The following is a 12,849-nucleotide window of genomic DNA, read 5'->3' on the forward strand; positions in this document are numbered from 1 at the left end:
GTAGTAAAAATCAACGAGTTATGCAAGTTTTTCAGTCTATATATTATACGATTTTACAACATATTTATACTTGAAAATCAGAATGTTGAAATCTTGAAACTTTGGATATTGAGACAATAAGCATAACCATATTCCGACACCTCAGTCCAATATATCTATGGACTAAAACTATCACTGAACCACGTCTTCCAGCACTTCTTTTTCCTCCGGTTATGGTTGGTATATTCCTTTTATCGTGATACCGAACACCAAAGGGAAACAACAACAGAGATACCGGCATATCGTTTTTCCGTTCAACCATGAAACCGTGGTCATCGGAATTTCATGATACATTGTTCTGACTATTCAAGTAACATGATTATCCAAGCAATGGGAGATTGTATCTCTTTTTTCGTAGTTACCATGGATGTTGAAAATGGTATTCTTCAAATGATTGGTCGTATTATCCAGAGACCGATATTTCAGATACCCCAATAACTGAAGTTTCTTGAACTATGGTAGTTTGCACTCTCCAGTCTATGGAATGCCTGTCGTCAAACAAAAGTGTTGCGCATTTCCCTGCAAGGCGTTTTTCTGCGTTAATTTTGGTGTCAAAAAGGACCCGGGAGACCGTGACCTGCGTTGCAGGATTTGTCAAGCAAGTTGTACCTTTGTCATTACAAAACTCCGTTTCGTCCTGAAAAGGTGACTTGCCGACTGCTGCCGCATCGGAGCGATTTTATCGCTGTTTCGCCCTGCGAAAGAAGGTTCGGACATCCCCATTTACCAAAGTATCATAGTAAGATGAAACGAAGAACTAAAGTTTATCAGTTGCGACTGACCCCGGAGGAACAGTCCACGCTTAAAGAAAAAGCGAAGGGAAAACCTGTCGCTGACTACATACGTGCAGCATTGACAGAATATTCAGACACCGATGCCAGACACCGGTTAGAACTAATCAATAACCTTGGTGAGTTTTACCGAAAGTTCCGGGATGAACTATCCTGGGCAGGTAGTAACCTGAACCAGTCGGTCAAGAGAGCCAATGAACTTGCGGTAGCCGGGTTACTTCCACCCAGCTATATCCGGGAGGTCTTGATGCCGGTTATCCTTGAAACCCAGAAAACACTGAACGAGATAAAGAGAAACCTTGAAACCGTGACACGTAAGGCTGTCAAACTATAGTTTATGAGTTTCCCTATACCTTATTATATATCCCGATATACAGGAATCAAAGAATCGAGATACCGAGTAACCACGGTTACATTGTATCAGAACACCATAGTCACATTATCCAAAGATAAACATTCCCAAGTATGATAGCCACCATATTACCCGGAAGCTCGAACTTCCACGCAGTCGGTTACAATGAACGTAAAGTAGCGAAAGGAGTTGCCCGTATGCTCGAAATGCAGAACTTCGGCACACTCGGTACATTCGGCAAGCCGACCCCGGAGGAACTGGTCACATACCTTCAGGAATATACTTCCCGAAACACCCGAATCCAAAAGGCACAGTTCCATGTTGCCTTTTCCTGCAAGGGGCATGAAATGACGGAAGTGGAACTACTGGACTTTACCCACCGTTACTTGTCAGAAATGGGATATGGCGAGGAAGGACAACCCTTGCTGGTCTATTCCCACTATGATACAGATAATACCCATCTGCATATCGTGACTTCTCGTATCGCCCCTGACGGCAAGAAGATATTGCACGGCCATGAGCGCAGACGCTCACAAGAAGTGATTGACCGCATACTTGGGAATGACAGGAAGCAGAAAGTGGAGCAAGACTTAAATGCTGCCAAACAATATACCTTCTCCTCTTTTGCCCAATTCAAAGCGATAATGACTTCGATGGGCTATGAAGCTTATCAGAAAGACGGCACTGTCTTTGTCAAACATGGTGGCAAGGTACAGAAGAAACTTCCTCTTAGCGACATTGAGGCATTGTATAAGAAAGGCTACTACAACAGAGCGCGTAACCGCCAGCTTCGGGGCATCCTCAAAAAGTATCGTGACGTATGTTCCAACAAGGAAGAACTGCAAAAGGAATTGAAAACCAAGTTCGGCATCGACATCGTATTTTTGGGAAAGAAGGATGCGGCATACGGCTATATACTCGTTGACCACGCCAATAAGACCGTCATCCACGGGGCAAGAGTGCTGGCTGTAGAAGAGCTGTTGGATTTCGCTACCCCCGAACAACGCTTTGACCGCATGGAGGATTTCATTGACCGGTTGCTCACCCTCAATCCCAAGATAACGCAGGGCGAGATATTCCAGAAATTGAAGAAGCATCATGCCTATATAAAGAAAGGTGTCATCTATTTCAACAGAGAATCCCGCCCCTTGAAACCGTTTATGGCGGAAGCCATAGACCGTAACAACCGCATCGAGCTGGTTGAGAAGTTCCAACCCACCACAGAGGCGGAACGTGATTTGCTTTGCAAAATCTATAAAGTGAACCGTCCCGACCTTGTTGCCCTCTCGTCAGAAAGAACGCAATCCCATTCGGATGCTGTCAATAACCTGAAAGAAATCTTTTCAGACGAAACCATTATCTCTGTCAGAAGTCCCCTTCGTGAGGAAGGCTTCATCATCCGTCAAGAGGAAGATGCCACATACGCCATCAACTTCAAGAGCCATATCATCGTCAATCTATCAGAAGAGGGCTTCAATCTGGAACGACAGGAAAGGAAGCCGGTTAAACAACAACAATCCAGCCCGAAACACTCTGCCCGTAAGCCTCTCTCCAGTCATAACAAGATGCGTGACCATGGAGAAGGAAGCCGCTACGAAAAACGGGAATGGGAAGTCGGACAGAAAGGTAACTATGACGATATTGATGACGGACATTCCTTGAAGCGATAAAAAAGGGACGTGCTGCCGTCCAGTTTTCGGACGCATCAAACAGTGATACCCCGATAGCATGAACTTTTATACCCCGGTTAGTTTGACCGAGGACATATAAGTGTTGCGCATTTCGTTTCTCCGGTTACACGCACGGTAATTTTGCCTTAAAATAATTCATCGCACGGAGAAATGATACAGACACCGGTCATAATAACATTCGCCAATCAAAAAGGAGGCGTGGGCAAGACCACCCTCTGCGTGACCTTCGCCAACTATCTGGTGACGAAGGGAGTGCGTGTCGCCATAGTCGATTGCGACTTCCAGCATTCCATCATCAAGTGCCGCAAGGCTGACATCAAGAAATACGATGTGCAGTATGTGCCCTATGATGTGCTGTCATACGAAGCCAACGACAAGAAAGCTATTATTTCCCTTATAGAGAAGATACACAATGATTTGAGTCTGGATGTCGTGCTGATGGATTCCCCCGGCAGCCTGCAAGCGGACGGGCTGGTGCCGATGTTCGTAAACTCGGACATTATCGTTGTGCCTTTCCATTATGACCTGATGACTGTCCCCTCCACCGCCAGCTTCCTGATGTTCATAGACCGCCTGCGAAAAGCCGTTGGCGGAAACATGAAGGCACAGCTTTTCATTGTCCCCAACCTGCATGACGGCAGAGTGGGCAAACGCTCCGAACTGGTCATTTGGGAGAATACCAGAGAGACCTTCTGCAACTACGGGGTTGTAACGGGCCGGATTCCCAAACGTGCCGACATGGAGCGTTTCAGTACGATGGCGGCTTTGGATAAGCAGGCGGGTATCGTTACCCCCGTCTTTGAGCGTATCTATTCCTACATCTTTGATACGACAGCACCCATCCGTGAACCTAAACTGACAGGAATACAACTGACCGGGAATCTGGAGGCGGAATTAAAAGGTAAAGCGAAAGAGAAACAACCGGAAGAAAATGACAATCAACAATAACCATCAACATATATAGCAATGACAAAAGACATTCCCGAAATAGACGACCTTCTTAAAGGCATCAATGACCCCGAAATGACACTTACAGATGGGCATACGGAAACGGCTATCGAACAACAGCCGGCAGTTACTCTATCCCAAAAGGAAAGTTCAGAAGAACGTCTCATCCCGCTATCGGATAACTCCGGCTATTGGCAAAACTTCCTGTCCTATCTTGACAGCGATACCCGGGAAGATAAAGGAGAAAGGATGATTTGCAAGTTAGACCGTGACCTTGCCGATTCACTGGACGAGTGCAACATCCATAACCGCAGCCGCTCCGACATGGTGAACGCCATTGTCCGCACGTTCTTCAAGACCTACCTGCCACAGCTTGCGCAGTACCGCCGTGATAACAAGTCGCTTTTCACCAACTATAAGGAGGCAAAAGCATGAGGACAATTCAATGGACTGACCGGATGACAACTCTCTTGACAGAGCTGTACCCGGTGGAAACAACCTCCCATACTGCTATGGCATTGGGAGTAAGCGAGACCCTTGTCAAGCAGAAAGCACGTAAACTTGGGTTGGCCAAAGTCGCCAAGACGAAATGGATGGAGCGTGCAGACTATATCCGCAGGCATTTCCATTATAAGTCATTCACGCAAATGGCCCGCGATTTGGGGATAAGCAGGTCGAGTGTATGCAATATCGCCGCCAAGCTGGGACTGAAACGCAGCCGGACGGAAACTTCCTTCATCCTATCCCAAACCCGTATTGAGCTGATTAAACGGGAAAGGCGGCACGTGATATTTGGGCTTGAACCGCTGACGCAGCTCAAAGTGGTTTCCAACCGGGCAAGGGTAAGGATCCGCTCACGGCTCAAAAGCCTGGGATATGTCGTATGTGGCGAGCGTGTCCTGTTATATGCCACGGACAACTTCGAGCGTCAGACCAAGCTGGAAAGCAAAGCTGTCAAGTTGGGATTGAGCTTCCTGCCAATTTACAAGTAGTATTCACCTTATAATAACATAGCACCATGCAATACGGACAAATAGTATTCCTGCTCTTCATCGTCCTCTTGTTCTACTATGCCGCTTTGATTGTCCTTGACATCCTGAAAGCCAAGGCAGTACAGGCTGCGGAACTGGAATCGCAATCAGAAGAAGATATAGACATATCGGATGAAGCAAAGACCTTCAAGCCATTCAGAATCAGCCGGGATGAACCTAAGCAGAAAGAGAATGAAACGGAAGGACAAATGAACTCCGATTCTAATGAAACAGAAAATAAGAAAGATAATGTTCAGCCTAATCAAGAAGAACAGCCTGAATCCAACTCCGAAAAAACATTCAAACGTCCCGGTCATCGTGACCCTATTATGACTGATGGTATCTTGGTTGAAGACCTTATTAACGAAATAAATAAGCTGACAGAAACTACAGCTTGCGATTTAGGATTGGTTATTATTGATTGTGAGAATGCCAGATAACAGGCAAACTTACCCGACAAACCATATATACCTTCTTGAAAAAGAAGCCCACACGTTCCTTTAGCGACCTCTGTTCCTTTGGTGATGAAATCAAATAAACAAGTTCAAGAAAATGCAATTCAAGAAAAAAGTAAAACGTGCGTATGACCGATTCATGGGTTCTTCTTTCGCACAGAAAAGCGTGTTGGCGGTAGCCGCACTTACTATCTCAGTCGGTGACATGATGGCGGCAAGCAAGGGTGCGGCCGGCTTCACAAAAGCCACCACTGAAATCAGTTCCTACCAGACCCCGGTTTCCAACCTGATGAAGGCAATCGCTGCCGTAATCGCCTTGGTGGGAGCTTTCAACGTGTATTTCAAGATGTCAAATGGTGATCAGGACGTGAAGAAGACCATCATGCTCACCATCGGCGGCTGTATCGCTTTCATCGCTCTGTCCGAGGCTCTTCCGTTGTTCTTCAAATAACAATGACGCAACCATAGAATGACGATGAATCAGGAGGGATTTCCCGTATTCAAGGGACTGCAAAAACCGCTGGAGTTCATGGGCATTCGTGGACGCTTCCTCACGTTGGCGGCATTGGCCATCGGTGTGTCGTTTGTCGGATTCATACTCTTTTCCATTGTATTGGGAAAGCTCGCCGGATTCGTCGCCATGCTTGTCATGGCAGTCATCGGGCTGGTGACCATCTTCGTCAAACAGCGCGGGGGACTGCACAACAAGCGGAGAGACAAGGGAATTTTCATTTACAACAAACTGAGAAAAAGCTCCTAATTATGGCACAAACCAAGAAAAAAGTCTTTGACGGTCTCTATTCTGGGCTGGAGGAAACGGACGGCAATGTCGTCCTTTTTTCAGCCAAGGGCGATCCGTCCGTCATCTTCGAGATGACCAACCCGGTGCAGCAGCTCTGTACCGATGCCGGGCAGTACATACGTTTTCAGGATGTGCTCTCCAATGTGGTGCAGACCCTCGGCGAGGGCTATGCCCTGCAGAAGCAGGACATCCTCTGCAAACAAGCCTACCACCATGACGTACCGGAAGATGCGGAGTTCCTGACCCGGAGCTATTTCAATTATTTCGAGGGAAGAGAGTTCACGGAGATACGCACGTACCTGATAGTGACACAGGAGGCGCAGCGCAGCCAGTTCGTGCAGTACGACCCGAAGACGTGGCTGGACTTCCATACGAAGGTTTCCAAGGTGGATGACATCCTGACCGAGCGGGGCATCCGGCATCACAAGCTCTCCAAAGTTGAAGCGGACGAGTATTGCCACCGCTTCATGGCATTCCAGTTCCGGCACGGGGCATTCTCCATGACCAACTTCAAGGCTTCGGACGAATACCTGAGAACCGGCAATCGTATTATCCGCTCCTATCCTTTGGTGGATATAGACGAGATAAACCTGCCATCGGTCATCAAGCCCTATACGCAGACGAACATCAACGGCTATCCTATCGCCACTGACCTGTTCTCGTTCCTGACCAACATTCCTTTCTCGGATTGTGTGGTATTTAACCAAGTAGTGCAGATACCCAATCAGAGAAAACTGTTAAGGAAGTTACAAGGCAAGGCGAAGCGTCATGGATCCATGCCCGACCCCAGCAACAAGATAGCCAAGGCAGACATCGAGGAGGTATTGAACCGGCTTGCCGTGGATAGTTCCATGTTGGTATATACGAACTTCAATATCTTAGTCAGTTGTCCCGTGGATAAAGTAACCCCGGTTACATCGTATTTGGAAACCAAGTTATATGAGTGTGGCATCATGCCGTCAAGGACTGCCTACAATCAGTTGGAACTTTTCACGGATAGCTTTCCCGGCAATGCCTACGCTTTCAATTCTGACTACGATTTATTCTTGACTTTATCCGATGCGGCATTATGCTTTTTCTTCAAAGAGCATCTAAAGGAGTCTGAGCAGACACCTTTGACCACCTACTATACCGACCGTCAGGGATTGCCTGTCTGCATAGACTTCACCGGCAAGGAAGGCAAAGTCAAGATGACCGACAATTCCAATTTCTTTTGCATCGGACCCAGCGGAAGCGGAAAGTCTTTTCATACAAACTCGGTTGTCCGTCAGTTGTTGGAACAGCATACGGATGTGGTGATGGTCGATACGGGAGATTCATACGAGGGTATCTGTGGTTACTTCGGCGGCACGTATATCTCTTATACCAAGGAGAAGCCTATCTCCATGAACCCCTTCAAAGTGACGAAAGAGGAATACGAATTAAACTTTGGCGAGAAGAAGAATTTTTTGAAATCACTCATATTCTTGATATTCAAAGGCAACGAGTTACCTTCTAAAATTGAGGATATGCTGGTGAACCAAACCATCGTGGAGTATTACGATGCCTATTTCCATCCATTTGAGAAGTTCACAGAGAAGGAACGCGAAGGCTTGCGTCAGAAGTTGCTGGTGGACGCAAAGATGGAAGAAGACTATGATAATTATTCTACCAAGATGGAGGACATAGACGAACTGATAAATAATACGGAAGAGCCTCCTTCCAAGGTTGAGGAGAACCGTATGTTGATGTTGCCAACCGAGGCTCACAGGCAAAAGCTGATTCGTCAATACCGTTCCCTAAATGCGCTTGCCCATGACCAAGGGGCTACCCAGGCAGAAAGGGAGCGTGCTTTGTGCATTATGGAGAAATTCAAGAAGGAACTCTATGAGAACTCTTTCCTGATAAAGATTGAGAAGCAGATTGATTACCTGGAAGTACAGAAACGCAGGTTGAGAGTAAAGGAATTGTCCTTTAACTCCTACTATGAGTTTGCCTTGGAACGTATCCCGCAAATCACCTCGCAGGAGAAAATCAGTTTCGGCATCCGGGACTTCGCCGCCATCTTGAAGCAGTTCTACCGAGGTGGCGAGTTGGAAACCACGCTGAACTCCGACTTGGATGTAAACCTCTTTGATGAAAGGTTCATCGTCTTTGAAATTGACAAAATAAAAGATGATCCCGTACTTTTCCCTATTGTGGTGCTGATAATCATGGACGTGTTCCTTCAGAAGATGCGTATCAAGAAAGGCCGCAAGGCATTGATAATCGAGGAAGCGTGGAAAGCGATTGCTTCGCCTACGATGGCAGAGTACATCAAGTACCTCTATAAAACGGTAAGAAAGTTCCACGGCATAGCCGGAGTGGTCACTCAGGAATTGAATGACGTGATAGACTCACCAATCGTAAAGGAAGCCATCATCAACAACTCGGATGTGAAGGTACTGTTAGACCAGACCAAGTTCAAGGACAGATACGATGAGATAGCCGCCATATTGGGACTGACCCAAATCCAGCGGCAGCAGATTTTTACCGTCAATGCCCTGAACAACCGTGAGGGGCGCAATTACTTCAAGGAGGTTTGGATATGCCGGGGACAGAACTCCGATGTTTATGGTGTGGAGGAACCGCCCGAATGTTACTGGGCATACACTACTGAGCGGGTCGAGAAGGAAGCCTTGAAGATTTACCTTGCCTATTATGGCAATATGCAGGAGGCAATCACGAGAATCGAGGCGGACAGGAAGCAAGCCGGGGGTAACAAGTATCTGGTATTTGCAAGAAAAGTCAATCAACAACAAAAAGTGATGTCGTTATGGTAAGAATTAAAATGATGATTGTGGCACTCATAATAATGGTGGCCACTCCAAATTTATTCGCTGCTTGGAAGGTAGTCATAGACAAGAACTGCATCAAGGTGGTAGCCAGCAACCTTGCCTCTCAAAAACTGATTGAGGGTCAGCACAACCAGCGTTTGGACTCCATTACCGAGAAGAAAAAGAAGGTGGAACTCTATACCGTGAGCATGGCTACCATCAAGGAACTCTACAAGGTGACGATGCAGAACGTGTCGGGCTTCGGTACGGAGAGCAAATACTACAAGGAGATTGGACTATGCGCCTACGACATCCTCAAAGATGTACCGGAGCTTATAAAAACGATAAACAAGGCGAAGTTCTCCAACAAGTTGCTATGCCTGAATGAACTGGGCAACCTTGTGACGGAAACCCAACAATTGGTGGGCAACTTCGTGAATATCGTGAACAATACCACGGTACAGAATCCCCTTAAAGGACAAGGCACGGCTGAGAAGAAAAGTGACGGTTATAATATGCTTGACCGCTATGAACGATTATCGCTTGCCAATTCTGTTTATTCCGGTCTTTTGGAGATACGTTACAAAGTGGAAGGGATGATCCTGATGGCTCAGTATGCTACAGCCAATGACTTGTTCTTTGCCATTGACCCGGAGGGTTGGGCAAATGTGGTGACAATGAAGAACAATGTCGGTGGGCTTATCAATGACTGGAACAGGTTGGTAGCGTCTAACTATTGAGGAGTATGTAACCTATAAGTTCAAGAAGTATGAAACACTATATAATAATAGGTATAATGCTTGCAATGCTCCTTCCGGCAAAGTCCTTCGCCTTTATTCTCCCGAAAGACCTTCCGACCATCGAAGCTCTGATTGCCCTTCACAAAGCCGTGAAGAAGGATGAAGACCAAGCATTGAAACGGGTGGCTACCAGCTTTGGGGAGCAGTCGCTTGTAGCCAAGGGAGCCATCAAGTTCAACGATGTGCGGACTACGCTCGATACCAAGTTGGGCAATGCTCATTCGTACCTTGTACTGGCAGGTGCCATATCAAGCACCGCCAATTCGCTCTATCAGTTAGTCAAAGAGTATAAGGACTTTACTGGCAATACTTTCAAGCATGTATCGAAGAAACCATTTGTCGGTTGGTACTATGCGGATGCCAATGTCGCCATATCAAGGGAGATAAGCCATTGCTACAAACTCTATGCTTCCGTGGCAGCTTCGGGCATCAACCTGATGAAGGCGAGTATGGATGAGAAACTGAATCTGGTAATGACCCTCAAAACCTCCATCGACAGGGTACGGTACATCATTGACAATGCCAATCTGTACTGTTTCCTGATAACAGATTGCGGTTGGAAACCGGATTATATATGGGAGATTTTAAACTCCAATGTCAAGGACGAGATAGCGAATAAAGTAATCAATAAATGGAATCAAGGATATGCAGGTTAAAAATATAACAAGGACATTGCTTTATATGATGATGCTGACAATGCCATTCAGTTCTTTTGCCCAACGTCCAACCCGTGACAAGGAGAAAGAGAAACAATGGAAGTCCATGGAGAACGGGCCTTGGAACTTCGCCCCCGACTGGTACTATTATTTCCTGCACAACAAGTATTCCGGTGCGGAAATGTATTGGAAATGGGCAGGCTTTAATTCAGGTTTCTGTGTCCGTTTCAAGGAAAAGGATTCCAATGTCAAGCGCATCATGCCTACCCGTGTAACGGCAGAAGAGACCCAACGGCAGAAAGTGAAGAAGGTGGAAACGGAACGAAAGTACATTGAGGAACTATACAAGGAAGAGTTGGTTCGTGAGGCTGACAGGTCGGTTGATTTGACCTACGCTTCCTACAAGGACGAGTTTGACCGTATGCAGGACTGCATTACGGACGGGCTTCTCTACTGCATGAAGAAGAGTGACGGCAAGCTCAAATACCAGGTGGACGAGTTGAGCCGGCAGAACGAAATCCTTTGTTCCGGCATCGCCTATATCCATAAAACAGGTGTCGGCTACGGACTGGAGAATGCCAAACGGCAGCAAGCCTACGAGGAAGCTAAGACGAAAATGCAGGAATTAGTGAACCAGACAGCCCACCTGTGTGCGGTAGCTGCCACGCATTATTGATAAATCATAAGAGGTAATGAAATGACAACAATAAAAAATAATCAAACATGAATGTATTATCAATTTTCCTGACCATAGGATTGCCCGCCATTGACGAGAGTCTGGATAAGCTGTTGGTCGCTATGGAAACCTTCCCGAATGTGGCGGTGTTGGGCGATGCGGTCGGACTGGCACGCATCATCGGACTGTTGCTTGCCCTTTGTGTAGGTTCTTACGAATGTTGGATGATGATACTCGGACGGCGCGGCATGGATGTGATGAAGCTCCTGCGCATTGTCGGTATCTCCATCTGTATCTCTTCCTCGTCATGGATCTGCTCCGCATTGCAAGTACCGGGCAAGGGATTGGAGTCAGCCACCAAAGCGATGGCACACTCCAAAAACAAGGAGGTGGCTGCTTTTGAGCTAAAGGTAGCACAAAAGCAGAGCGAATACCTAGACCGATTGAGAGCCGTTCAAGATTCCATTGCAACCGCCAAACAGGTGGCCGCTATCGGTGAAGATGCCGCCTGGTGGGACAAGCTCATCTACAACGTGGAAAACTTGGGCAGTACCATCAATAACTATGCGCAACGTGCGGCTGTGGCAGCCGAAACAAAAGTCAGCGAGTGGATCAACGATGTCATACGCTTTATCGGTGAACTGATATTCCAGATGTCCTATTACGGCATACTGGTGGCGCAACGGATATTCATCGCCATTATGATGATATTCTGCCCAATCATGTTCGCATTATCACTGGCCCCACCTTGGAGTTCGGCATGGAGTCAATGGATGTCAAAATTCCTTTCCCTCTCGTTATGGGGATTCGTCACCTATATGTGCCTTTACTACATTGACTTCATCCTGTTGTACAATCTACAGCAGGACATGGTAGCCTACAACCACCTCCTGCATGGCTCTGTCAATTCGTGGGAACAGATTGGGGCATTGGGATTGCAAGGTATTGGCTCTAACTGTATGTATGCGATGGGTATGCTGGTGGGTGCCTACATTATTCGCTTCGTTCCCGAAGTGGCTTCTTGGCTGATACCGGGCGGTGTAAGCTCAGGTGCGGCTTCTGCGGCCGGTTCTACCGTGACAGGCATGGCAGCGACGGCAGGCTCCGTAGCCGGAGGCGCGGTCGGCGCAACGGCAGGTGCGGCAGGTTCCGTTTTCAAATCCAAGTGAATATAATTTAAAAACGAATGAATATGCTTATAGAATCATTAGCGCAGAAAACAAAACTTGCCATGATGACGGTACTCGCAACCATCGGAGGTTGCGCCGTTATCTGCGGCTTTACCGTCTGGTGCTGCATCTCTTTGGTTACCAAGGAGCGGCAGCAGATATATGTATTGGACGGTGATATTCCTTTCTTGGCGGAACGGGCCAAGCTGGAAGCGAACTTCACCATGGAGGCGAAAGCCCACATCCAGCTCTTTCATCAATACTTCTTCAACCTGCCACCCGATAACGACTATATCAAGTGGACGGTCGGCAAAGCGATGTATATGGCAGACGGAACAGCCTTGAAGCAGAAACAGGCGATGGACGAGAACGGGTTTTATTCCGACATCATATCGTCATCGGCAGTCTGCACGATTATGTGCGACTCCATCCGGTTTGACGAGCATGAACGGAAGTTCACCTACTACGGCACGCAGCTTATCAAGCGGCGCACCCGTGACTTGAAACGGACGATGGTAACGACCGGGTATGTGGAGAATGTGCCGAGGACGCGGAACAATCCCCACGGACTGATGATTACCAACTGGCGCACCATCGAGAACAAGGATTTGGATTATTAACGAATAGCACTGCAATAAAACAAC

14 protein-coding genes are annotated in these 12,849 nt (G+C 47.1%); all 14 read left to right on the forward strand.

The window, feature by feature from the left end:
- Positions 1-783: 783 nt before the first annotated feature.
- The 14 genes from CSD97_RS12705 to traK all read left to right on the forward strand — a co-directional run bounded on the left by CSD97_RS12705 (position 784) and on the right by traK (position 12,825).
- Complete coding sequence (locus tag CSD97_RS12705) at positions 784-1,164, forward strand: hypothetical protein (protein ID WP_098032482.1); 381 nt, start codon at positions 784-786, stop codon at positions 1,162-1,164.
- Positions 1,165-1,295: 131 nt separating this feature from the next.
- Positions 1,296-2,852: a relaxase/mobilization nuclease domain-containing protein gene (locus tag CSD97_RS12710; protein WP_098032483.1), complete on the forward strand. Its 1,557-nt coding sequence runs from the start codon at positions 1,296-1,298 to the stop codon at positions 2,850-2,852.
- 171 nt (positions 2,853-3,023) lie between these two features.
- The gene (locus tag CSD97_RS12715) at positions 3,024-3,821 is read left to right on the forward strand and encodes a ParA family protein (RefSeq protein WP_098032484.1); all 798 of its coding nucleotides are present in this window, start codon (positions 3,024-3,026) and stop codon (positions 3,819-3,821) included.
- An 18-nt stretch (positions 3,822-3,839) separates the two neighbouring features.
- Positions 3,840-4,256, forward strand: coding sequence for a hypothetical protein (locus CSD97_RS12720; RefSeq protein WP_098032485.1), 417 nt, complete (start codon positions 3,840-3,842; stop codon positions 4,254-4,256).
- Positions 4,253-4,813 carry a MarR family transcriptional regulator gene (locus CSD97_RS12725; RefSeq protein ID WP_173675114.1) on the forward strand — a complete coding sequence of 187 codons (561 nt, stop codon included), beginning with the start codon at positions 4,253-4,255 and terminating at the stop codon, positions 4,811-4,813. Before CSD97_RS12720 ends, CSD97_RS12725 begins: the two co-directional genes overlap by 4 nt.
- Before the next feature lie 26 nt (positions 4,814-4,839).
- Entirely contained in the window at positions 4,840-5,292 is a 453-nt protein-coding gene (locus CSD97_RS12730; RefSeq protein ID WP_098032487.1) for a hypothetical protein, read from the forward strand.
- Between the two features lie 112 nt (positions 5,293-5,404).
- The gene (locus CSD97_RS12735; RefSeq protein WP_098032488.1) at positions 5,405-5,758 is read left to right on the forward strand and encodes a DUF4134 domain-containing protein; all 354 of its coding nucleotides are present in this window, start codon (positions 5,405-5,407) and stop codon (positions 5,756-5,758) included.
- Positions 5,759-5,776: 18 nt separating this feature from the next.
- Positions 5,777-6,067 carry a DUF4133 domain-containing protein gene (locus CSD97_RS12740; protein WP_098032489.1) on the forward strand — a complete coding sequence of 97 codons (291 nt, stop codon included), beginning with the start codon at positions 5,777-5,779 and terminating at the stop codon, positions 6,065-6,067.
- A 2-nt stretch (positions 6,068-6,069) separates the two neighbouring features.
- Complete coding sequence (locus CSD97_RS12745; RefSeq protein ID WP_098032490.1) at positions 6,070-8,910, forward strand: TraG family conjugative transposon ATPase; 2,841 nt, start codon at positions 6,070-6,072, stop codon at positions 8,908-8,910.
- Positions 8,904-9,644: a hypothetical protein gene (locus tag CSD97_RS12750; protein ID WP_098032491.1), complete on the forward strand. Its 741-nt coding sequence runs from the start codon at positions 8,904-8,906 to the stop codon at positions 9,642-9,644. The genes CSD97_RS12745 and CSD97_RS12750 overlap by 7 nt, the downstream gene beginning before the upstream one ends.
- Before the next feature lie 29 nt (positions 9,645-9,673).
- Positions 9,674-10,360: a hypothetical protein gene (locus tag CSD97_RS12755; RefSeq protein WP_098032492.1), complete on the forward strand. Its 687-nt coding sequence runs from the start codon at positions 9,674-9,676 to the stop codon at positions 10,358-10,360.
- Positions 10,350-11,036 carry a DUF5045 domain-containing protein gene (locus tag CSD97_RS12760; protein ID WP_098032493.1) on the forward strand — a complete coding sequence of 229 codons (687 nt, stop codon included), beginning with the start codon at positions 10,350-10,352 and terminating at the stop codon, positions 11,034-11,036. Before CSD97_RS12755 ends, CSD97_RS12760 begins: the two co-directional genes overlap by 11 nt.
- Before the next feature lie 47 nt (positions 11,037-11,083).
- A complete protein-coding gene (locus CSD97_RS12765) occupies positions 11,084-12,205 on the forward strand; it encodes a hypothetical protein (protein WP_098032494.1) in 1,122 nt (373 codons plus the stop codon).
- 23 nt (positions 12,206-12,228) lie between these two features.
- Positions 12,229-12,825, forward strand: coding sequence for a conjugative transposon protein TraK (gene traK, locus CSD97_RS12770; protein WP_098032532.1), 597 nt, complete (start codon positions 12,229-12,231; stop codon positions 12,823-12,825).
- Positions 12,826-12,849: the final 24 nt, after the last annotated feature.

Origin of the sequence: Bacteroides sp. AR29, assembly GCF_900217715.1 — a bacterium.
In the GTDB taxonomy this organism is placed as follows: domain Bacteria; phylum Bacteroidota; class Bacteroidia; order Bacteroidales; family Bacteroidaceae; genus Bacteroides; species Bacteroides uniformis.

Excerpts from the sequence above, each read along its gene's own strand:
- CSD97_RS12705 (WP_098032482.1), top strand. The coding sequence starts at position 784 with ATGAAACGAAGAACTAAAGTTTATCAGTTGCGACTGACCCCGGAGGAA.
- CSD97_RS12710 (WP_098032483.1), top strand. The coding sequence starts at position 1,296 with ATGATAGCCACCATATTACCCGGAAGCTCGAACTTCCACGCAGTCGGT.
- CSD97_RS12715 (WP_098032484.1), top strand. The coding sequence starts at position 3,024 with ATGATACAGACACCGGTCATAATAACATTCGCCAATCAAAAAGGAGGC.
- CSD97_RS12720 (WP_098032485.1), top strand. The coding sequence starts at position 3,840 with ATGACAAAAGACATTCCCGAAATAGACGACCTTCTTAAAGGCATCAAT.
- CSD97_RS12725 (WP_173675114.1), top strand. The coding sequence starts at position 4,253 with ATGAGGACAATTCAATGGACTGACCGGATGACAACTCTCTTGACAGAG.
- CSD97_RS12730 (WP_098032487.1), top strand. The coding sequence starts at position 4,840 with ATGCAATACGGACAAATAGTATTCCTGCTCTTCATCGTCCTCTTGTTC.
- CSD97_RS12735 (WP_098032488.1), top strand. The coding sequence starts at position 5,405 with ATGCAATTCAAGAAAAAAGTAAAACGTGCGTATGACCGATTCATGGGT.
- CSD97_RS12740 (WP_098032489.1), top strand. The coding sequence starts at position 5,777 with ATGACGATGAATCAGGAGGGATTTCCCGTATTCAAGGGACTGCAAAAA.
- CSD97_RS12745 (WP_098032490.1), top strand. The coding sequence starts at position 6,070 with ATGGCACAAACCAAGAAAAAAGTCTTTGACGGTCTCTATTCTGGGCTG.
- CSD97_RS12750 (WP_098032491.1), top strand. The coding sequence starts at position 8,904 with ATGGTAAGAATTAAAATGATGATTGTGGCACTCATAATAATGGTGGCC.
- CSD97_RS12755 (WP_098032492.1), top strand. The coding sequence starts at position 9,674 with ATGAAACACTATATAATAATAGGTATAATGCTTGCAATGCTCCTTCCG.
- CSD97_RS12760 (WP_098032493.1), top strand. The coding sequence starts at position 10,350 with ATGCAGGTTAAAAATATAACAAGGACATTGCTTTATATGATGATGCTG.
- CSD97_RS12765 (WP_098032494.1), top strand. The coding sequence starts at position 11,084 with ATGAATGTATTATCAATTTTCCTGACCATAGGATTGCCCGCCATTGAC.
- traK (WP_098032532.1), top strand. The coding sequence starts at position 12,229 with ATGCTTATAGAATCATTAGCGCAGAAAACAAAACTTGCCATGATGACG.